We start from the raw sequence: 20358 nt of genomic DNA on the forward strand, positions 1-20358 counted from the left end.
TCGCCGCGTCACCGCCGCCGCCATAGAGTGACGTACATCACGTTCGGCCGATGTTTCTTCTCCATTCCCGCCCGAACGGCCCTTGGAGGGCACATGACTCACATCTCGCTGAAGGTGGACGGCACGACCTACGAGGACGACGTGGAGCCCCGTCTCCTCCTGATCCACTACCTGCGCGACCGCCTCGGTCTGACCGGGACCCCGATCGGGTGCGACACCTCGAACTGCGGGACCTGCACGGTCGAGCTGGACGGCACGGCCGTCAAGAGCTGCACCGTGCTCGCCGTCCAGGCGGACGGGAGCGAGGTGACCACCGTCCAGGGGCTCGCCCATGACGGCGAGTGGACGGCCCTGCAGCGGGCGTTCCACGAGCGGCACGCGCTCCAGTGCGGCTACTGCACCCCGGGGATGATCATGGCCGCCCGCGATCTGCTGCGCGAGCACCCGCATCCCACGCCGGACGAGGTGCGTCATGGGCTGGAGGGCAACATCTGCCGCTGCACCGGCTACCAGAACATCGTCCGGGCGGTCCTGGACGCCTCCGAGGAGGAGGTCACGGCATGACCGAGACGACCGAGCGGGAGGTCGGCCGCGCCCGGACCCGCAAGGAGGACGCGCACCTGATCACCGGGCAGACCAACTGGACCGACAACATCAGCGTCAACGGACTGCTGCACCTGGCGATCCTGCGCAGTCCGATGGCTCACGCCCGGATCGACCGCGTCGACGTCTCTGCGGCGCTCGAACGCCCGGGAGTCATCGCCGCGTTCAGCGGACGCGACGTCGCGGAGTCGATGGGGTCCCTGCCCTGCGCGTGGCCCGTCGCCGAGGGCACCGTGGTGCCGGACCACCCGCCGATCGCCGTCGACGAGGTGCGCTACGCCGGTGACCCGGTGGCCGTGGTGGTGGCCCGCGACCGGTACACGGCCGCCGACGCGCTGGAGGCCGTCGAGGTCGACTACACCCCGCTGCCCGCCGCCCTGGACATCGAGGGGGCGCTGGCCGAGGGCAGCCCGCTGGTCCACTCGGACAAGGGCACCAACCGCTGCTACGACTACCGCACGTCCGACGGCGACTACGCGGCCGCCAAGGCCCGGGCCGACGTCGTCGTGACCCGCCGCTACCACCAGCAGCGCCTCATCCCCACCGCGATGGAGCCGCGCGCCGTCGTGGTCACCCCGCTCGCCGCGTCCGGCGAGTTCACGCTCTACTCCTCCACCCAGATCCCGCACGTCCTGCGGGTCCTGCTCGCCGTCACCACCGGCATCCCGGAGAACAAGATCCGCGTCGTCGCCCCCGACGTGGGCGGCGGATTCGGCTCCAAGCTCCAGGTGTACGGCGAGGAAGTGATCACCCTGGTGCTGGCCAGGCGCCTCGGCCGGCCGCTGAAGTGGACCGAGTCCCGCTCCGAGGCCAACGTCGCCACCCACCACGGCCGCAGCCAGGTCCAGGACATCGAGGTCGCCGCCCGCCGCGACGGCACCGTGCTGGGCCTGAAGGTCTCGCTGCTGGCCGACATGGGCGCCTACCTGATGCTGCTCAGCCCGGGCATCCCGATCCTCGGCGCCTCCATGTACCCGGCGATCTACAAGATGGGCGCCTACGAGTTCTCCTGCACCGGCGTCTTCACCAACCGCACCCCGATCGACGCCTACCGCGGAGCGGGCCGCCCGGAGGCGACGTTCGCGATCGAGCGGATCATGGACGACCTGGCCGCCGAGCTCGGCATGGACCCCGTCGACCTGCGGCGCCACAACTGGATCCGGCACGAGGAGTTCCCGTACACCACGATCGCGGGGCTCACCTACGACAGCGGCAACTACGAGGCCGCCACCGACAGGGCGCTCGCGCTGTTCGACTACGACAAACTGCGCGCCGAGCAGGCGGACCGCGTCGACCACGCGGACACCGTACGCCTCGGCATCGGCGTGTCCACGTACACCGAGATGTGCGGCCTCGCGCCGAGCCGCTGGCTGGGCGAGATGCGCTATGCCGCGGGCGGCTGGGAGGCGGCGAGCATCCGGGTGCTGCCCACCGGCAAGGTCGAGGTCATCACCGGGACCAGCCCGCACGGCCAGGGCCATGTGACCTCCTGGAGCCAGATCGCCGCCGACGCCCTCGGGGTGCCGTTCGACGACGTCGAGGTCATGCACGGTGACACCATGCTGGCCCCCCATGGCATGGACACCTACGGCTCGCGCTCGCTCGTCGTCGGCGGTGTCGCCGTCCACGAGGCGGCGCGCAAGGTGGTGGACAAGGCCCGCAAGGTCGCGGCTCACCTGCTGGAGGCCAACGAGGCGGACGTCGACTTCGCGGACGGCGTCTTCTCCGTCAAGGGCTCGCCCGAGGCGCGCAAGACCATCCAGGAGGTGGCCTTCGCGACCTTCTCCTCGCACGACCTGCCCGACGGCATGGAACCGTCGATCAACGCCGAGCACGTCCTCGACCCCGACACGTTCTCGTTCCCGCACGGCACCCATCTGTGCGCGGCCGAGGTCGACACCGAGACGGGTGCCGTGCACATCCGGTCGTACGTGTGCGTCGACGACGTCGGCAAGGTCATCAACCCGATGATCGTCGAGGGCCAGCTGCACGGCGGCATCGCCCAGGGCATCGCCCAGGCGCTCTACGAGGAGGCCGTGTACGACGAGGAGGGCAACCTGGTCACCGGCACGCTGGCCGACTACCTGGTGCCGGGCGCCCCGGACCTGCCCGAGTTCGTCACCGACCGTACCGAGACACCGGCCACCTCCAACCCGCTCGGAGTCAAGGGGGTCGGCGAGGCGGGCACGATCGCCTCGACGCCGGCCGTGGTCAACGCGGTCGTGGACGCCCTGCGGCCCTTCGGAGTCCAGGACATCCGGATGCCCTGCACACCGGAACGGGTCTGGCAGGCCGTTCGGTCCGGTCGGTCCGATCAGTCCGGTTCCTCGGCTCGGTCCGGGAAGGAGGCGTCGGCATGATTCCCGCCGCATTCGAGTACGCCCGTCCCAGCAGCGTCGACGAGGCGGTACGCACGCTCGCGGACGCCGGCGAGGACGCGAAGGTGCTGGCCGGCGGGCAGAGCCTGCTCCCGCTCATGCGGCTGCGGCTGGCCTTCCCGGAGCTCGTCGTGGACGTCAACCGGATCCCCGAGCTGCGCGGGGTCCGGGAGGACGGCGACACCCTGGTCATCGGCGCGATGACCACGCACCACGACGTCATCGCGGATCCGCTGGTCCGGCGGCACGCGGGGCTCCTGGCCGCCGCCACCTCCACGGTCGCGGACCCCGCCGTACGGCATCGCGGCACCTTCGGCGGCTCGCTCGCACACGCCGACCCCGCCGGGGACCTGCCCGCGGTGGTGCTGGTGATGAACGGTGAGCTGGTGGCCCAGGGGCCGCGCGGGCGGCGCACGATCCCGGCGCGGGAGTTCTTCGTCGACTATCTCCAGTCCGCGCTGGAGCCCGACGAGCTGCTGGTCGAGGTCCGGATCCCGAAGGCGGACGGCTGGGGCTTCCGCTACGAGAAGTTCCACCGGATCGCCCAGGCCTGGCCGATCGTCGGCGTGGCCGCGCTGGTGCGCCGCGGCGACGGGCACATCGCCGAGGCGCGGGTCGGGCTGACCAACATGGGCACGACCCCCTTGCGGGCGGCGGCCGCCGAGGAGGCGCTGTCCGGCGCCGGTGATCCGGACGCGGTCGCGCAGGCCGCCCAGGAGGCGACGCAGGGCACCCGGCCGACCCAGGACAGCTCGGCCTCGCCCGAGTACCGGGCCCATCTGGCACGGGTGCTCACCAAGCGGGCGGTGCTGGCGGCCGCCGGGATGGGGTGAGCGACGATCACCGGCATGGACGGCCCGGAGCAGGTGCGAGCCCGCCTGGAGGAGACGGGGTACCTCGTCGACGACGGGCTGGCCATCGCCTGCTTCCTGGCCCTGCGCCTGGGCCGGCCGCTGTTCTGCGAGGGCGACGCGGGCGTCGGCAAGACCGCGCTCGCCTCCGCCCTCGCCGAGGCGCTCGACGCCCCGCTGATCCGGTTGCAGTGCCACGAGGGCATCGACGCCTCGCAGGCCTTGTACGACTGGGACTTCCCGCGCCAGCTGCTGCACCTGCGGGCCGCCGAGGCAGCCGGTGTCACCGACGCCGACCGGCTGGAGGGCGAGCTGTACGACCGGCGTTTCCTGGTCGCCCGGCCCCTGCTCAAGGCGCTTCAGACGCAGCCGTCGGTGCTCCTGGTCGACGAGATCGACCGCGCCGACGACGAGTTCGAGGCGTTCCTGCTGGAGCTGCTGTCGGAGTTCTCGGTCACCATCCCCGAGCTCGGCACGCTGCGGGCCGAGACGCCCCCGGTGGTCGTGCTCACCTCCAACCGCACCCGCGAAGTGCACGACGCGCTGAAGCGGCGCTGCCTGTACCACTGGTTCGACCATCCCGACTTCGCCCGCGAACTGGCCATCGTCCGGCGGCGGTTGCCACACGTGTCGGCACGGCTGGCCGAGCAGGTCACCGCCCTGGTGCAGCGGCTGCGCGGCCACGACCTGCTCAAGCCGCCGGGTGTCGCCGAGACGATCGACTGGGCCGAGGCCCTGGACGCGCTGGGCGCGCGTGAGGTCGACGCGGAGCTGGCGGTGGCGACGCTGGGGTCGGTCCTCAAGTACCGGGAGGACGCGGAGCGGGCGCGGGGCCTGGACTTCGCGGCGGTGCTCGCGGCGCGAGGGGCGTGACGGCCGTGCTCGCCGGGGACGCCGCGCTCCTCGGCTTCGCCCGTGCCCTGCGTGCGGCGGGCGTCGACGCGAGTGCCGAGCGGGTGCACGCGTTCCTGTGCGCGGTGGACGTGCTGCGGCCGGGGATACGGGCGGACGTGTACTGGGCGGGGCGGCTGACGCTGTGCGGGGACCGGGACGATCTGGAGCGGTACGAGCGGGTGTTCGCGGCGTGCTTCGGGGGTGGAGAGCCGGCCGAGCGGAGGGGGGCCGCGGCTCCCGCCCCACGTCTGCGGCTCGTCGTGGGAGACGCGGGTGCCGAGCGCCGTGCTCCTGGAGCGGCCGACCCCGCTACCCCGCCCGCCGCCTCCCTCGCCAGCTCCGCCGAGGTCCTGCGTCACCGCGACGTCGCCGACCTGGACGCGGCCGAGCGCGACCAGGTGCGCCGGCTGCTGGCCGCCTTCGCGCTGCGCGGCGAGGCACGGCGCTCCGCGCGACGGCGCCCCGACCGGCGCGGGGCCGTCGATCCGCATCGCACCGTACGGGAGCTGCTGCGGCACGGCGGTGAGCCCGCGCTGCTGCGCCGGCACACCCGCACCGAGCAGCCGCGCCGGGTGGTGCTGCTGGTGGACGTCAGCGGCTCCATGGCGCCGTACGCCGACGCGCTGCTGCGCTTCGCGCACGCCGCCGCGCGAGGCGGTCGTACGGAGGTGTTCACGATCGGCACTCGTCTGACCCGGGTGACGCGGGAGCTGACGCACCGGGACCCGGACCTGGCGATGGCGGCGGTCGCGGCGGCGGTGCCCGACTGGCGCGGGGGTACCCGGCTGGGCGAGCTGCTGCGGGCGTTCCTGGACCGCTGGGGACAGCGCGGCATGGCGCGTGGTGCGATCGTGGTGGTGCTGTCCGACGGCTGGGAGCGCGGCGATCCGGAGCTGCTCGCGGGCCAGATGCGGCGCCTGCACCGACTGGCGCACCGGGTGATCTGGGCCAACCCGCGCAAGGCCCGCCCCGGCTACGCGCCCCTGGCGGCCGGGATGGCGGCGGCGCTGCCCAGCGTGGACGCGTTCGTCGAGGGGCACAGTCTGGCCGCCCTGGAGCGGCTGGCGGCCGTGGTGAGAGGAGCGGACGATGCGTGAGATTCTCCCGGTGCTCGGCGGCTGGTACGCGGCCCGGGTGCCGTTCGGGCTCGCCACGGTGGTCGCCACGAGCCGCAGCGCCCCGCGTCACCCCGGTGCCGCGATGGCCGTCGGTCCGGACGACGAGGTCGTGGGCAGTGTGTCCGGCGGCTGTGTCGAGGGGGCCGTCTTCGAGCTCGCGCAGGAGGTGGTGGCGAGCGGCGAGGCGCGGCTGGAGACCTTCGGGTACAGCGACGAGGACGCGTTCGCGGTCGGGCTGACCTGCGGTGGGGAGATCACCCTGCTGGTGCGGCCCGTGACGCCGGCGAGCGATCCGTCGTTCGGCGAGGTCGCGGAGTCGGTCGCGGCAGGTCGTCCGGTGACCGTGGCGACGGTGACCGACGGGCCCGCGCCGCGCGGGGCGACACTGGTGGTGTGGCCGGACCGGGTCACGGGCACGCTCGGCACGTCCGGCCTCGACGTGGCGGTCACCGCCGACGCGCGCGGCGAACTCGCCCTCGGCGCCACGGGGTTGAGGCACTACGGCCCGCACGGCGAGCGCCGCGAGGACGACGTCACCGTCTTCCTGCACTCCTTCGCACCGCCGCCCCGCATGCTGGTCTTCGGCGCGATCGACTACGCGGCCGCGGTCGCGCGCATCGGGGACTTCCTCGGCTACCGGGTGACGGTGTGCGACGCCCGGCCGGTCTTCGCCACGCCGAAGCGCTTCCCGGAGGGCGTGGAGGTGGTCGTGGACTGGCCGCACCGTTACCTCAGCGGCACGGACACCGACGAGCGCACGGTGATCTGCGTGCTCACCCACGACCCGAAGTTCGACGTGCCGCTGCTGGAGGAGGCCCTGCGCCGCCCGGCGGCCTACATCGGGGCGATGGGCAGCCGCCGTACGCACGACGACCGCATGAAGCGGCTGGCCGAAGTCGGGCTCGCCGAGGGCGAGTTGGCCCGACTGCGCTCCCCGGTCGGGCTCGACCTCGGAGCCCGTACGCCCGAGGAGGTCGCCGTGTCCGTCGCCGCCGAGATCGTCGCGCTGCGGTGGGGCGGCACGGGCGTCCCGCTGACGGCCACTGCGGGCGCGATCCATCCATCGTCGTAGCAGCCGGTTGGAGGAAGTCATGGAGCTGCACCACGAGTTCACCGTCCCCGTCCCGGTCGACGAGGCCTGGCGCGCGCTCCTCGACATCGAGCGCGTCGCGCCCTGCATGCCCGGGGCGAGCGTCGAGGAGTACGACGGCAAGACCGTGTCCGGCGCGGTGAAGGTCAAGGTGGGGCCGATCACCGTCACGTACAAGGGCACCGCGGTCTTCGAGGAGCAGGACGAGACGGCGCACCGCATGGTGCTGATCGCGAGCGGCCGGGAGACGCACGGGCAGGGCACCGCACGGGCCACGATGACGGGCACGCTCGGCGAGAGCGACGGCGGTACGGCCGTGTCCGTGCACACCGATCTGACGGTGACCGGGCGCCCGGCGCAGTTCGGGCGCGGGGTGATGGCCGAGGTGGGCGACCGGCTGGTCGGGCAGTTCGCCACGTGCCTGTCGGAGCGGCTGGCCGAGCCCGCCGGGAGGGCGGCGGCGGCCGACGAGCAGCCGGGCGAGCCGCTCGACCTGCTCCGCACGGCCGGGGTGCCGGTGGCCAAGCGGGCCGCGGCGGTGGTGGCGGTGGTAGTGGGGGTGCTGGTGGTGGCACGGGTACGGAAGTGGCGGCGAGGCGGACGTAAATGAGCGCCGTCAGCCGGTGTAAGGCGGGCGCGAAGGGGTAGTCACGCCACAACGGAGGCATCCGTGCCTCCGAGCCACAGCCTCTGAGCGGGAAGGAGGTCCATGACAGCGCATAACCAGCGCCGGGCCGCTTCCCACGCACGGAGCGGCCCGGACCCTTTGTCCGGCCGTCAGCGCTGAGGCAGCCGGTGCAGCTGCACGTCCGTGAGCCGGCCTTCTTCCACGATCGCGGTCATGTAGGTGCAGTGGGGCTGTCGGCGGCGGTCCGTCGGGGAGCCGGGGTTGAGCAGGCGCAGGCCTGAGGGCGCGGTGGTGTCCCAGGGGATGTGGCTGTGCCCGAAGACCAGGACGTCCAGGTCGGGGAAACGGGCGGCGCAGCGCGCCTCGCGGCCCTGGGCGGGGCCGGTCTCGTGGATCATGCCGAATCGCAGGCCGCCGAGTTCGACGTACGCCACTTCGGGGAGGCGGGCGCGCAGGTCGGGTCCGTCGTTGTTGCCGTAGACGCCGACGAGCCGGGCGCAGCGGCTTTCCAGCAGGTCGAGCGTGGCCGTGTCGACCCAGTCCCCGGCATGGAACACGACGTCGGCGCGCGGGAGTTCGGCGAGCAGCGCGGCCGGCAGAACCTTGGCGCGTTTGGGCAGGTGAGTATCGGACATCAGCAGCAGACGCACCTCGTCAGGCTATCGACGGGGACGAGCAGAGTACGTTTCCGCCGTGGTTGAGCGGTGGACAAACCCGGTGACAGGGTTAGGATCTGGCCACGAGCACCTCAATCTGACTCAAACGCACAGCGACCTCTGGGGGCTGGGAGCCGGATGCCGGTCAAGGTCAGCGTCGTCGTCCCCGTGTACAACCCCGGGGTCTACATCGAGAACTGCATCGCCTCGCTGCTCGGACAGTCACTGCCGCCGGACGACTACGAAGTGATCTTCGTGAACGACGGTTCCACCGACGACACACCCGCCCGGCTCGACGCGCTCGCCGCCTCCGACCCCCGGGTGACCGTCGTCCACCAGGAGAACTCCGGCTGGTCGGGCAAGCCCCGCAACGTCGGCATCGCGGCCGCCCGGGGCGAGTACGTGATGTTCGTCGACAACGACGACCACCTCGGCGACGAGGCCCTCGAGCGGATGTACGACTACGGCGTGGCCAACGCCGCCGACGTCGTGGTCGGCAAGATGGCCGGCAAGGGGCGCGGGGTGCCGGTGGAGCTGTTCCGCCGCAACCGCCCGCGCGCCACCGTCGAGAACGCTCCGCTGATCGACAGCCTCACCCCGCACAAGATGTTCCGCCGCGCCTTCCTCGACGACATCGGCCTGCGCTTCCCCGAGGGCAGGCGGCGCCTGGAGGACCACGTCTTCGTCACGGAGGCGTACCTGCGCGCGAGCAACGTCTCCGTGATCGGCGACTACGTCTGCTACTACCACGTGCGTCGCGACGACGCCTCGAACGCCGGTTTCCAGCGCTTCGACCCCGGCGGCTACTTCAAGAACCTCCGGGAGGCCCTGGACGTCGTCGAGCGGTACACCGAGCCGGGCCCGCTGCGTGACCGGCTGTTCCGGCGGTGGCTGCGGGTGGAGATGGTCGAGCGGATGCGCGGGGGCCGTTTCCGTGCGATGCCGACGGACTGGCGCCGGGAACTGTTCGAGGAGATCCACCAGGTCGTCGTGGAGCGCTTCGGCCCCGGCGTGGCGGCCGGGCTGCAGCCGACGCAGCAGGTCGTGGCCGCGCTGATCGCGGCGGACCGGTACGACGACGTCGAGGCCTTCGCCGAGTGGGAGGCCGGCATCGCCCTCAGAGCCGTTCCCGAGCACGTGGTGTGGGCGAACGGCACGCTGCGGGTCGGTTTCACCGCCGAGTACACGGTCGCCGGTGAGCCGATGGCCTTCGCCGCCGACCCGGCCCGTATGCCGCTCGACGGACCGCCCGAGGACCTGGCCGCGGCCATCGCATGGGTGGGCTCCGACACCCTGGCCAAGTTCGACAGGGCCACCGCGGATCTGCTGCTGCGCGAGCGGGCCAGTGCGGCCCAGTACTTCCAGCCGGTGGAGTTCACCCGGGAAGAGGTGCCCGCCGAGGAGGGGGGCCGGGTCCGGCTGGTGCTGCGCGCAACCGCCGCCGTCGACCCCGCCACCCTCACCCGCGACGGCCTGTGGGACGCCTTCGTCCGCGTCAGGCTGGGCGGCTGGACCAAGGAGTGCCGCCTCGGCCCCGCCCCGCGCAAGGACCGCCCCGCCCTGCCCGCCGGTGTGGCCGGCGGCCACGTGGTCCTGCCGTACTGGACCTCACCGCACACGAACCTCGCCCTGGACGTGGACCGCGCGACCCACCGCGTCGGCCTGGGCGCCCTCGCGCCGGACGACGTCACGATCGTGGCCGGGCGACTGCGCGCACCGCTCCCCCTGTACGTCCCCGACGAAGGCACGCAGGTGTCGCTCAGCCTCACCTCGTCCGGCTCCTCCCACGTGGTGCCCGCCACGCTCTCCCCGCACGGCTCCCGGGCCCTGCTGGAGGCCGTCCTGCCGCTCGGGGACCTGCGGCGAGCGACCTGGCGCACGGCCCTCGGCACGCCCGGCCCGCGCTTCCTCACGCTGCCGTTCGCCCTGCGCGCCGGCGCCCGCGGAGTACGCGTGACACGGACTCCCCGCTCCGGCACGCTGCGCAGACTGGTCCGCAGGGCGCGGCGCATCCTCGGCACGGCCCTGGGCCGCACGGCGGCCCGGCTGCGGGTCCGAGCCCACGCCCGCAGGAGGTGACGGCATGCGATCCCTCGGCATCGAAGGCGCCTGGGCGCTGGAGCCCAAGGTCTTCCCGGACGACCGGGGCAGCTTCCACGAGTGGTACCGCGGCGAGGAGTTCCGCGAGGCCACCGGCTACGACCTGTCCCTGGCACAGGCCAACTGCTCGGTCTCCCGCTGGGGCGTCCTGCGGGGCGTGCACTTCTCCGACGTGCCGCCCGGCCAGGCCAAGTACGTGACCTGTCTGCGCGGCGCCGTCCTCGACGTGGTCGTCGACATCCGCGTCGGCTCCCCCACCTTCGGCCGCTGGGAGGCCCTGCGCCTCGACGACGACAGCCACCACGCCGTGTTCCTCGCGGAGGGCCTCGGCCACGCCTTCATGGCGCTCACCGACCACGCCACGGTGGCCTACCTGTGCTCGACGGGCTACGCCCCGGAGCGCGAACACGGGGTGCACCCGCTGGATCCGGAGCTGGGCATCGCGTGGCCCGGGCAGATCCCGCCGGTGCTGTCACCGAAGGACGCGCAGGCGCCGACGCTGGCCGAAGCCGAGCGGGCGGGCCTGCTCCCGTCCTACGAGACCTGCACGGCCCGCTACGACCAGCTGCGCAACGCGCGACACAGGGACGGCTGACGGCAAGGGCAACGCCGTAAGGGGCGGGGCAACGCCGTAAGGAGCGCGGGGCTGTATCGATGTGCGGCTCCGCCGCGTGGGCGCGACCGGCCACGACGCACCCGCAGACGCACAACGACACATCTCGGCACCACCGGAACGCACCGTTCAGCTGCCGCCGGCAACCCGCTGAACCGCCGCGCGCAACGGCTCCCAGCCTCGTGAGCGCCCGACGCCAAGCGTGCGCGCCCGAGCCAACGGCCGCCAGAAGCTCCCGCCGAGCAGCACCTCCGGCGCCACCGCCCCCGCCCGCTCCAGAATCGCCTCGGGCACCTTCTGCGGATCCGGCACGTCGTACTCGGCGACGATCTCCTCGTACCGATCCCGCAGCACCGTGTTCCGGCGGTCCGCGCCGAAGACGACGAGCTGCCCGGTCGGCCGGGTGTCGACCAGCACGGTCACCAGGTCGGGCCGGTACCGGGCCAGAATCTCGGCGATCTTGTACACGTCACCGGTCCACGCCCCGGTGTGCCGGTCACGGGCCGCCTCGTCGACATTGCGGGGCAACATGTCGTCGAAGACGATCACACTCGTCCAGTCCGAGTACCGCTCGATGTTCATGAAGTCCCGCAGCGCGTACTCGAACAGATGCATGCCGTCGATGAACGACAGGTCGAGGACGGTACGCCGCCAGTACCCGAGCGGACGGCGCCCGCGCCGCAGATTGCGGAGCGGATGGCGGCCACCCCTGAGGTGGATGAACGGGTTGTCGCGGGCGAAGAAGTCGTCGCTGGTGGCCTTCACCAGATGCACGTCGCAGCGGATCTCCGTGACCACCTTGAAGGCGGGGTCGACGGCGATGGTGGGGACGCGGGAGAGCCGGAGGCTGCGGCCGTCGTTGACGCCGATCTCCAGGTAGTTGCGGTTGCCGCTGACCTTGTGCAGTTCCCTCAGGAACTCATGGCGTTTCACGAAGGGTCTCCTTGCGGATCCGGGGAAGTGCTTCGTGCAGGGCGGCGCGCCAGTCGCGCGGTGGGGCGAGGCCGAGCCGCTGCCGACGGCCGTGCGCGAGGACGCTGTACGCGGGGCGGGCCGCGGGCCGGGGAAAGGCCTCGCTCGGGACGGGGCGCACCCGGTCGGGGTCGGCGCCGAGGAGCCGGAACACCTCGCGGGCCAGGTCGTACCAGGTGGCCTCGCCGGAGTTGGTGGCGTGGAGGACGCCGGTCGCGTCACGGCCGACGCGCGGGCCGAGGTCGGCGACGAGCGCGGCGACGTCGGCGCTCCACGTGGGCTGGCCACGCTGGTCGTCCACGACGTCCACGGTGTCGCGGCGGGCCTCGGCCTCGATCATCGTACGGACGAAGCTGCGGCCGTGGACGCCGTAGAGCCAGGCGGTGCGCACCAGCGCGCTCGCGGCCGGGAGTTCGTCCGAGACGCCCCGCTCACCCGCCAGTTTGGTGCGGCCGTAGGCGGTGCGGGGGCCGGGGGGAGCGTCCTCGGAGTACGGGGTTCGGGCGTCCCCGGCGAAGACGTAGTCGGTGGAGACGTGGATCAGACGGACGTCGTACGCCGCGCAGGCCCGGGCCAGCAGGCGCGGCCCGTCGCCGTTGACCCGCAGGGCCCGTTCCTCGTCCGTCTCGGCGTCGTCGACGGCCGTGTACGCGGCGCAGTTGACGACCACGTCGGGGTCGTACCCGGCGAGGGCGTGGTCGACGGCCTCGGGGCTGGTGATGTCGAGGTCCGCGTGGCCGAGGCCGGTCACCTGCTCGCCGCGGGCGAGGAGTTCCTCGACCGTGTCGCGGCCGAGCATGCCGCCCGCGCCGGTGACCAGCCACCTCATCCGTGCTCCTCACCCGCGCGCCGTTTGAGGGGTTCCCACCAGGCGCGGTGGTCGCGGTACCAGGCGACGGTGGCGGCGAGGCCGGACGCGAAGTCGTGGCGGGGCCGGTAGCCGAGTTCGGTGCGGGCCTTGGTCCAGTCGACGGAGTAGCGCAGGTCGTGGCCCTTGCGGTCCTCGACGTGCTCCACCCGGTCCCAGTCGGCGCCGCAGGCTGCCAGCAACTGGGCGGTGAGGTCCCTGTTGGTCAGTTCCGTGCCGCCGCCGATGTTGTAGATCTCGCCGGGGCTGCCTTTGGTGCGGACGAGTTCCACGCCGTGGCAGTGGTCGTCGACGTGCAGCCAGTCGCGGACGTTGAGGCCCTCGCCGTAGAGGGGGACCCGTTCGCCGTCGAGGAGGTTGGTGATGAACAGCGGGACGACCTTCTCGGGGAACTGGTGCGGGCCGTAGTTGTTGGAGCAGCGGGTGACACGGACGTCGAGGCCGTGGGTGCGGTGGTAGGCGAGGGCGAGCAGGTCGGAGGAGGCCTTGGAGGCGGAGTACGGCGAGCTGGGCCGCAGGGGGTCCTCCTCGGTGGCGGAACCCGTCTCGACGGAGCCGTAGACCTCGTCCGTCGATATGTGCACGAAGGGCGCGACGCCGTAGCGCAGGGCGGCGTCCAGCAGGGTCTGGGTGCCGACGACGTTGGTGAGGACGAAGTCGCCGGCGCCGGTTATCGAGCGGTCCACATGGGACTCGGCGGCGAAGTGCACGACCTGGTCAGCCTCGGCCATCAGCTTGTCGACGAGTTCGGCGTCCCGGATGTCACCACGCACGAACTCCAGCCGGGGGTGGCCGAGTTCGAGATTGTCCAGGGTGCCGGCGTAGGTGAGCTTGTCCAGCACGGTGATCCGTGGCGCGGCGGGGGCGTCGGGTGCCTCGCGGGCGAGCAGATTGCGGACGTAGGTCGAGCCGATGAAGCCGGCGGCGCCGGTGACGAGAAGGTTCATGTGTGGATCTGCACCTTGCTGTGGTCTCCGAGGACGAGGCGGTGGGCGCTGGGGACGCTGGGCGCGGGCGTGACCTGGACGTGCCGCCCGATGAGCGAGGACTCGATCCGGCCCACCCCGTCGATGGAGGCGTCGTGCAGCACGATGGAGAACTCCAACTCGCTGTCGGTGATGCGGCAGTTCTCCGCGATGGAGGTGAACGGCCCGACGTAGGAGTCCTCGACGACGGTGCCCGCGCCGACGACGGCGGGGCCGACGATGCGCGAGTTGACGATGCGCGCGCCCTCCTCGACGACGACCCGTCCGACGGTCTCCGAGGCGTCGTCGACGTCACCGTCGATGCGGCGCGCGAGGCCCTCCAGGACGGTCCGGTTGACCTCCAGCATGTCGGCGACGTTCCCGGTGTCCTTCCAGTAGCCCTTGATGACCGTGCAGCGCACGTCGGCGCGGGAGTCGATGAGGTGCTGGAGGGCGTGGGTGATCTCCAACTCGCCGCGCCAGGACGGTTCGATGGCGCGGACCGCGTCGTGGATCAGCGGGGTGAACAGGTAGACGCCGACGAGGGCGAGGTCGCTCTTGGGGTGCGCCGGTTTCTCCTCCAGGCCGATGACCTGGCCGAGGTCGTCGAGTTCGGCGACGCCGAAGGAGCGCGGGTCCTCGACGCGGGTGAGCAGGATCTGGGCGTCGGGGCGGTTGTCGCGGAACTCGTCGACGAGGTCGGCGATTCCGCCGACGATGAAGTTGTCGCCGAGGTACATCACGAAGTCGTCGTCGCCGAGGTAGTCACGGGCGATGAGGACGGCGTGGGCCAGCCCCAGCGGTCGTTCCTGCGGGATGTAGGTGATGTCCAGCCCGAATCTGGTGCCGTCGCCGACGGCGTCCTGGATCTCCGCGGCCGTGTCGCCGACGATCACGCCGACGTCGGTGATGCCGGCGTCGGCGATGGATTCCAGCCCGTAGAAGAGCACGGCCTTGTTGGCCACCGGAACGAGCTGTTTGGCCGAAGTGTGCGTGATCGGCCGCAGCCGTGTACCGGCGCCGCCGGACAGCACAAGAGCCTTCATCGGTTCACCTTAGCCCGGATCTGGCCGATTTGACGGGGTCGGGATTGGCTTGTTCGTCATGCCAGTACCCCCGGGCGTTCACCTGATTCCGGCCTCACCGCCCAGCGCGATCTCGCTCCACACCTGTTTTCCGCCACTGACCGGCACCGTTCCCCAGGTGGCCGACACGGCCTCGACCAGGAGGATGCCGCGGCCGCCGGTGGCCTCCCAGCTGATGCTGGTGGGCTTGACCGGGGTTCTGGGTGAGGCGTCGGTGACGGCGACGCGCAGCCGGTCGTTGACGAGGGTGAGGTCGAGGCGGACCCGGCCGTCGGTGTGCACGAGGGCGTTGGTGACGAGTTCGCAGACGACGAGCAGTACGGCGTCCATGTCCCGCGGTGGCACGCCCCAGCCGCGCAGGGTGCGCCGGGTGAAGCGGCGGGCGTGGCCGACGGCCTCCGGGACGCGCCAGACCGTCCAGGTCTCGCGCAGCGGGCGCACGGCCATGCCGTCGTAGCGCATGAGGAGCAGCGCGATGTCGTCGCTGCGGCGCGCGCCCACGAGCAGGGCGTCGGCGACGAGGCCGAGGTGGGCGGGGTCGGAGAGGGCGAGTTCGTGGGCGAGCCGGTCCATGCCGTCGTCGATGTCGGCGTCGGCCGACTCGACGAGGCCGTCGGTGGTGAGGGCGACGACGGTGCCGGGCCGCAGCCGCAGCGGGCTCATCGGGAACTCGGCCTGCCGCAGCACGCCGAGCGGCGGGCCGCCCTCCGACTCGGCGATCTCCGTGGTGCCGTCCGGGTGGCGCAGCACCGGCGGGAGGTGTCCGGCGCGCACGCACCAGGCGGAGCCCTCCTCCAGGTCGACGTCGACGTAGGCGCAGGTGGCGAAGAGGTCGGTCTCCATGTCCATGAGGAGGCGGTTGGCGTGGTGGACGACCACGTCCGGCGGGTGCCCCTCGGCGGCGTAGGCGCGCAGGGCGGTGCGCATCTGGCCCATGAGGGTGGCGGCGGCCGCGCTGTGGCCCTGGACGTCGCCGATGACGAGGGCCACGTGGTTGTCGGGCAGTGGGATCACGTCGTACCAGTCGCCGCCGACCTCCAGGCCCGCCGTGGTCGGCAGATAGCGGGCGACGGCCTCCGCGCCGGGCAGCCGGGGCAGGCGGCGCGGCAGAAGCTGGCGCTGGAGCATGCCGACGAGTTCGTGCTCGGCGTCGAAGGCGTGGGCGCGCAGCAGGGCTTGTCCGGCGAGGCCCGCTGATGCGGTGAGCAGGGCGCGTTCGTCGGGGCCGAACTCGTGCGGGGCGTCCCAGCCGATCAGGCACGCGCCGGCCATGCGGCCTGCGGCGGGCAGCGGCAGGACGGCGAGGCCGCCGGGGCCGACGTCGGCGAGGGCGGGCTCCAGCGGGGTGCCGGCCGGCCAGATCCGGGCGCGGCCCTCGCGCAGGGCCGCGGCGAGGGTGGGCATGGCGCGCACGGGAGCGTCGGGCCATTCGGTACGCCACTCCAGGCGCCACAGCTGAGGCCAGGACTCGGGTTCGGGCGGGTCGAGGACGGTGACGACGAGCCGGTCGTTCTCCAGCTCGGCGAGCGCGATGCGGTCGGCGCGCAGCGGCTTGCGCAGGGCGGCGACCACGGCGTGGCCGACGTCCCGGACGGTGACGGCGGTGGCGAGGGCGGCGGCGAGGCGCTGGACGCGGGCCACGTCGGTGACCTCGGCGCGCAGGGTGGAGGCGTCGGCGACGGTGCCGACGAGGCGGGCCGGGACGCCCTCGCCGCCGGGCAGGAGGCGGCCGCGCAGCCTGAGCCACCTGGGTGGGCCGGTCGGCTGCAGGATCCGGAACTCCAGCTCGCGGTCGCCGATGGACATGTGGTCGGCCTCGACGACGGACATCAGCGACGGCAGGTCCTCCGGGACGGTCAGGCCCAGCAGGGTCTCGACCTTGCCGTCGAACTCGGCCGGGCCGAGGCCGAACAGCGCGAGGATGTCGTCGCCGACGTCGACGCGGCCGGTGTCCATGGCGAGGCTGAAGGCGCCGGCCGGGAGTGCGCCTCCCTCCGTGGCCGCGGGCAGCGCGGGGAAGGCGACGGCGTCGGCGACCAGTTCCAGGCACTCCCGGTCGTCGGTGCCGAAGCCGCCGGGGCTCTCGCTCACGGCGAGCAGACAGCCGCCGCCGTCGCCGCCGCGCGCGGGCAGGGCGGCCAGGAAGAAGTCCCGTGCGGGAGCCCTTCGCGACTCGGCGAGCTCCGCCGGGGCGAGCCAGCGGGACCGGCCGGTGTGGTGGACGTCGGCGACCGGGGAGCGTCCGGCGAGGGCGTAGCTGTCGCGCAGGCCGTACAGGGTGCGGGGCACGCCGACGGACTCGACGAGGCACAGCAGCTCGTCGTCCTCGCTGGGCGTGTACACGGCGGCGAAGGTGGCTCCGCCGTAGACGAGCGCCTGCTCCAGGACCCGGCGCAGCCGCTCGGGCGAGTCGGGCTCGGCAGAAAGCGCCTTCAGGGCGCCCTCGGCACGCGGACGCCTCGTCCTGCGTCCCGCAGCGCCCTCATTGACCACGTCCGCCATTACAGCGCTTGTGGGCCACCTGCGCAGCCCTTGTGACCGTTCGATGGAGCGTTGACGTGGGATGCGCTCGAAACCCTCCGAACAGTTCTTGACGCATGCGTTCCGCACGGTGATCTCGTGACAGCCATGACTGTCCGTGCCCGCCGGCCCGCTGGAAGTCTCGGCGTGGGGCCAAGGAGGGGGAGGCATGGACAAGCGGTACGAGGTGTACGCGCTCGCCGACCGGCACTTCTACGAGACGCCGGAACGCGTGTCCGCGGGGACACGGGACGCCGAGCGGCTGTACGAGACGGCGCGGCGTGCGGTGCCGGAGGGCTGGGAGTCGGCGCGGATCGGCGACTGGCTCGCGCTCACGCCGCTCGGCTCGGACGGGGCGCCGGTGCCCGGCCCGTCCCAGGGCTGGAAGGTCCATGCCTCGGCCACCCGGGCGAACGCGGAGCGGATCGCCGCGATCGTGTGGGACTACTGCGTGCCCCGCCGCATCCCGTTCAAGTTCGTGCCGGGCCCGCAGCTGCTGCACCTGCGCAACACCAAGTACGCGGCCCGTGACTCCAGCGGCAAGTTCGTCACGGTCTACCCGGCCGACGAGGAGCAGCTGCACGACGTGCTGCGCGAGCTCGGCAAGCTCCTGGAGGGCTTCGAAGGGCCGTACATCCTCACTGATCTGCGCTGGTACGACGGCCCGCTCTATGTCCGCTACGGCGCTTTCGCGCGCACCTTCGTCGTCGACGAGCGCGGCTCGCTGGTGCCGGCGGTGCTGGACGGCGAGGGGAAGCGGGTACCGGACCGGCGGGCGCCGTCCTTCCAGGTCCCGGAGTGGGTGACGCTGCCGGGCTTCCTGGAGCCGCATCTGGCGGCACGCAACACCACGACGGTGGGCGGGCTGCCGTACCGCATCGAGAAGGCGCTGCACTTCTCCAATGGCGGCGGGGTGTACGCGGGCACCGACACCCGCGACGGGCGCCGGGTCGTGCTCAAGGAGGGGCGGCCGCACGCGGGGCTGGCCGCCGACGGGGCGGACGCGATCGCGCGCCTGGAGCGGGAGAAGGACGCCCTGGAGCAGTTGGCGGGGACGGGGGTGGTGCCCGAGGTGCGGGACTGGTTCATGCTCGGCGACCACCGGTTCCTCGTCATGGACTTCCTGGAGGGTCGCCCGCTGAACTCGTTCTTCGCTGAGCGGCATCCGCTGCTCACCCCGGACCCCGATCCGAAGGCGGTGGCCGAGTACACGGCGTGGGCGGTGCGCATCCACGGGGCCGTCGAGCGGGCGGTGGAGGAGGTGCACGCGCGCGGGATCGCCTTCAACGACCTGCACGTCTTCAACATCATGGTCGGAACCGACGAGGAGTCGGTGTCCCTGCTCGACTTCGAGGCGGCGGCGCCGATCTCCGAGCAGGGCCGGCAGGTGGTCGCCCATCCCGGCTTCTTCGCCCCGCCGGACCGCACCGGCGCCGACGTGGACCGCTACGCGCTGGCGTGTCTGCGGCTCGCCCTGTTCCTGCCGGTGACCACGCTGTTCGTGGTCGACCGGGGCAAGGCGGCCCACCTCGCCGACGTGATCGCACGCGAATTCCCGGACGTGCCCCGGGAGTTCCTGGACGAGGCGGTCGCGGAGATCACGCGTGGCACCCCGGCGCCGGCACCGTCCTTCGTGTCGCCCGGCGACTGGCCCTACAGCCGCGACTCCATGGTCAAGGCGCTCCTCGCCTCGGCGACCCCGGAGCGCGAGGACCGGCTCTTCCCCGGCGACATCACGCAGTTCTCCGACGGCGGCGGACTCGGGCTGGCGCACGGTGCGGCCGGGGTGCTGTACGCGCTGGACGCGGTCGGTGCCGAGCGCTACGAGGAGGGCGAGCGCTGGCTCCTGGCCCGCACCGCACCGCCGCCGACGGGCACGCCGCTCGGGCTGTACGACGGTCTCGCGGGCGTCGCCCACGTCCTGGACCGGCTCGGTCACCGGCAGCGGGCCCTGGACCTGGTCGAGAGGATCCTCCAGGAGCGGTGGCAGAACCTCTCCGACGACCTGCACGGCGGACTGGCCGGACTCGGCCTCGTCCTCGGCGAGTTGGCCCACACGACCGGCGAGACGGAGCTGCGGGACCGTGCCGCCGAGGCCGCCGACATCCTCGTACGACGACTCGCGCAGCCTCTCCCCGACACTCCCCGGCGGCGCCGGGCCGGGCTGCTGCGGGGCGCGAGCGGCCCCGCTCTGTTCCTGCTGCGGCAGTACGAACGGACCGGTGAGCCGGGGCTGTTGACGGCGGCCGGGGTGGCGCTCAGGCGGGACCTGGAGTGCTGTATGACGCACCCGGGCGGCTCGCTGGAGGTCGACGAGGGCTGGCGGACGCTGCCGTACCTCGGCGACGGGAGTGCGGGCATCGGGATGGTCCTGGACGACTACCTCGCTCAAGGCGGCGACCGCGACGGTGAGTCGGAGCGGGCCCGCGCCGGGATCCTGACCGCCGCCACCAGCCGCTTCTACGTACAGCCCGGCCTCTTCCAGGGCCGCGCCGGGATGATCCTGCACCTCGCCCGCACCACCGCGCCCGGAGCGACCCGCGAACGACTCGCCGAACAGATCGCCGGGCTCGGCTGGTTCGCGATGGACTACCAGGGCCAACTGGCCTTCCCCGGCCACCAGATGATGCGGCTGTCGATGGACCTGGGCACCGGAACGGCAGGGTGCCTGCTCGCGCTCGGCGCGGCCCACGCGGCCCCCGGCGATCCGGACACCGCCCACCTGCCGTTCCTGCCGCCGCTCGGGCGGCCCCCACAGCGCGGTTCCGCGATCTGACGGAGCCGTGACCCAACCCCGTCCCCACGGGTGGACGACACCGAAGGAAGGAAATCGAGATGGCACTGCTCGACCTGCAGGCGATGGAGTCCGAAGAGCGCACCGAAGGCGGCGGCCCCAGCACCCTCAGCCTGCTGTCGTGCGTCAGCGCGGCGAGCCTGACGCTCTGTCTCTGACGAGCTCCGTGCGTCCAAGGCTCCGGGCGGTCCGCTCCCGCGAGGGAGGGGCCGCCCGGGGTCCT

Annotated in this window: 17 protein-coding genes; 11 read left to right on the top strand and 6 right to left on the bottom strand. The window is 72.7% G+C overall.

Annotation, left to right across the window (positions count from 1 at the left end):
• Nucleotides 1-93: 93 nt before the first annotated feature.
• From ABD932_RS35580 to ABD932_RS35610, 7 genes are read left to right on the top strand one after another with little or no spacing between them, the layout of a single operon-like run.
• Nucleotides 94-564: a (2Fe-2S)-binding protein gene (locus ABD932_RS35580; RefSeq protein WP_345019352.1), complete on the top strand. Its 471-nt coding sequence runs from the start codon at nt 94-96 to the stop codon at nt 562-564.
• On the top strand, nt 561-2963 hold the full coding sequence (locus tag ABD932_RS35585; protein ID WP_345019354.1) for a xanthine dehydrogenase family protein molybdopterin-binding subunit: 2403 nt from the start codon (nt 561-563) through the stop codon (nt 2961-2963). Before ABD932_RS35580 ends, ABD932_RS35585 begins: the two co-directional genes overlap by 4 nt.
• Nucleotides 2960-3814: an FAD binding domain-containing protein gene (locus tag ABD932_RS35590; protein WP_345019355.1), complete on the top strand. Its 855-nt coding sequence runs from the start codon at nt 2960-2962 to the stop codon at nt 3812-3814. Before ABD932_RS35585 ends, ABD932_RS35590 begins: the two co-directional genes overlap by 4 nt.
• 15 nt (nt 3815-3829) lie before the next feature.
• Nucleotides 3830-4705 carry an AAA family ATPase gene (locus ABD932_RS35595; RefSeq protein WP_345019357.1) on the top strand — a complete coding sequence of 292 codons (876 nt, stop codon included), beginning with the start codon at nt 3830-3832 and terminating at the stop codon, nt 4703-4705.
• Nucleotides 4702-5823, top strand: coding sequence for a vWA domain-containing protein (locus tag ABD932_RS35600; protein ID WP_345019358.1), 1122 nt, complete (start codon nt 4702-4704; stop codon nt 5821-5823). Before ABD932_RS35595 ends, ABD932_RS35600 begins: the two co-directional genes overlap by 4 nt.
• Entirely contained in the window at nt 5816-6916 is a 1101-nt protein-coding gene (locus tag ABD932_RS35605; protein ID WP_345019360.1) for an XdhC family protein, read from the top strand. The genes ABD932_RS35600 and ABD932_RS35605 overlap by 8 nt, the downstream gene beginning before the upstream one ends.
• Nucleotides 6917-6935: 19 nt before the next feature.
• Entirely contained in the window at nt 6936-7544 is a 609-nt protein-coding gene (locus ABD932_RS35610; protein ID WP_345019362.1) for an SRPBCC family protein, read from the top strand.
• Nucleotides 7545-7711: 167 nt separating this feature from the next.
• Here ABD932_RS35610 and ABD932_RS35615 read toward each other — a convergent pair whose 3' ends face one another.
• Nucleotides 7712-8212, bottom strand: coding sequence for a metallophosphoesterase family protein (locus ABD932_RS35615; protein ID WP_345019364.1), 501 nt, complete (start codon nt 8210-8212; stop codon nt 7712-7714).
• A 144-nt stretch (nt 8213-8356) separates the two neighbouring features.
• Between ABD932_RS35615 and ABD932_RS35620 the strand changes: the two genes are divergently transcribed.
• Together ABD932_RS35620 and rfbC are read left to right on the top strand one after the other, a co-directional pair.
• Nucleotides 8357-10297: a glycosyltransferase family 2 protein gene (locus tag ABD932_RS35620; RefSeq protein ID WP_345019366.1), complete on the top strand. Its 1941-nt coding sequence runs from the start codon at nt 8357-8359 to the stop codon at nt 10295-10297.
• Nucleotides 10298-10301: 4 nt separating this feature from the next.
• Nucleotides 10302-10913 carry a dTDP-4-dehydrorhamnose 3,5-epimerase gene (gene rfbC / locus ABD932_RS35625; protein WP_345019368.1) on the top strand — a complete coding sequence of 204 codons (612 nt, stop codon included), beginning with the start codon at nt 10302-10304 and terminating at the stop codon, nt 10911-10913.
• A 147-nt stretch (nt 10914-11060) separates the two neighbouring features.
• On the opposite strand, the gene ABD932_RS35630 is transcribed toward rfbC, so the two are convergent.
• From ABD932_RS35630 to ABD932_RS35650, 5 genes are all read right to left on the bottom strand, one after another.
• Nucleotides 11061-11864 (bottom strand): class I SAM-dependent methyltransferase, encoded by an 804-nt coding sequence (locus ABD932_RS35630; RefSeq protein WP_345019370.1) that lies wholly within the window; start codon nt 11862-11864, stop codon nt 11061-11063.
• The gene (gene rfbD / locus ABD932_RS35635; RefSeq protein ID WP_345019371.1) at nt 11851-12732 is read right to left on the bottom strand and encodes a dTDP-4-dehydrorhamnose reductase; all 882 of its coding nucleotides are present in this window, start codon (nt 12730-12732) and stop codon (nt 11851-11853) included. The genes ABD932_RS35630 and rfbD overlap by 14 nt, the downstream gene beginning before the upstream one ends.
• Nucleotides 12729-13718, bottom strand: coding sequence for a dTDP-glucose 4,6-dehydratase (gene rfbB / locus ABD932_RS35640; protein ID WP_345019373.1), 990 nt, complete (start codon nt 13716-13718; stop codon nt 12729-12731). Before rfbB ends, rfbD begins: the two co-directional genes overlap by 4 nt.
• A complete protein-coding gene (locus ABD932_RS35645; protein ID WP_345019375.1) occupies nt 13715-14782 on the bottom strand; it encodes a glucose-1-phosphate thymidylyltransferase in 1068 nt (355 codons plus the stop codon). Before ABD932_RS35645 ends, rfbB begins: the two co-directional genes overlap by 4 nt.
• Nucleotides 14783-14860: 78 nt before the next feature.
• Nucleotides 14861-17323, bottom strand: a complete 2463-nt coding sequence (locus ABD932_RS35650) for a SpoIIE family protein phosphatase (RefSeq protein ID WP_345019377.1) — start codon at nt 17321-17323, stop codon at nt 14861-14863.
• Between the two features lie 187 nt (nt 17324-17510).
• Here ABD932_RS35650 and lanKC point away from each other — a divergent pair, with 187 nt between their 5' ends.
• Together lanKC and ABD932_RS35660 are read left to right on the top strand one after the other, a co-directional pair.
• Complete coding sequence (gene lanKC / locus ABD932_RS35655) at nt 17511-20117, top strand: class III lanthionine synthetase LanKC (protein ID WP_345019379.1); 2607 nt, start codon at nt 17511-17513, stop codon at nt 20115-20117.
• Nucleotides 20118-20176: 59 nt separating this feature from the next.
• Entirely contained in the window at nt 20177-20293 is a 117-nt protein-coding gene (locus tag ABD932_RS35660) for a SapB/AmfS family lanthipeptide (protein ID WP_093909968.1), read from the top strand.
• The last annotated feature ends 65 nt before the right edge of the window (nt 20294-20358 follow it).

Origin of the sequence: Streptomyces shaanxiensis (assembly GCF_039537145.1) — a bacterium.
Taxonomy (GTDB): domain Bacteria; phylum Actinomycetota; class Actinomycetes; order Streptomycetales; family Streptomycetaceae; genus Streptomyces; species Streptomyces shaanxiensis.

Coding starts and splice junctions, on each gene's coding strand:
- ABD932_RS35580 (WP_345019352.1), top strand. CDS start 94: ATGACTCACATCTCGCTGAAGGTGGACGGCACGACCTACGAGGACGAC.
- ABD932_RS35585 (WP_345019354.1), top strand. CDS start 561: ATGACCGAGACGACCGAGCGGGAGGTCGGCCGCGCCCGGACCCGCAAG.
- ABD932_RS35590 (WP_345019355.1), top strand. CDS start 2,960: ATGATTCCCGCCGCATTCGAGTACGCCCGTCCCAGCAGCGTCGACGAG.
- ABD932_RS35595 (WP_345019357.1), top strand. CDS start 3,830: ATGGACGGCCCGGAGCAGGTGCGAGCCCGCCTGGAGGAGACGGGGTAC.
- ABD932_RS35605 (WP_345019360.1), top strand. CDS start 5,816: ATGCGTGAGATTCTCCCGGTGCTCGGCGGCTGGTACGCGGCCCGGGTG.
- ABD932_RS35610 (WP_345019362.1), top strand. CDS start 6,936: ATGGAGCTGCACCACGAGTTCACCGTCCCCGTCCCGGTCGACGAGGCC.
- ABD932_RS35620 (WP_345019366.1), top strand. CDS start 8,357: ATGCCGGTCAAGGTCAGCGTCGTCGTCCCCGTGTACAACCCCGGGGTC.
- rfbC (WP_345019368.1), top strand. CDS start 10,302: ATGCGATCCCTCGGCATCGAAGGCGCCTGGGCGCTGGAGCCCAAGGTC.
- rfbD (WP_345019371.1), bottom strand. CDS start 12,732: ATGAGGTGGCTGGTCACCGGCGCGGGCGGCATGCTCGGCCGCGACACG.
- rfbB (WP_345019373.1), bottom strand. CDS start 13,718: ATGAACCTTCTCGTCACCGGCGCCGCCGGCTTCATCGGCTCGACCTAC.
- ABD932_RS35645 (WP_345019375.1), bottom strand. CDS start 14,782: ATGAAGGCTCTTGTGCTGTCCGGCGGCGCCGGTACACGGCTGCGGCCG.
- ABD932_RS35650 (WP_345019377.1), bottom strand. CDS start 17,323: ATGGCGGACGTGGTCAATGAGGGCGCTGCGGGACGCAGGACGAGGCGT.
- lanKC (WP_345019379.1), top strand. CDS start 17,511: ATGGACAAGCGGTACGAGGTGTACGCGCTCGCCGACCGGCACTTCTAC.
- ABD932_RS35660 (WP_093909968.1), top strand. CDS start 20,177: ATGGCACTGCTCGACCTGCAGGCGATGGAGTCCGAAGAGCGCACCGAA.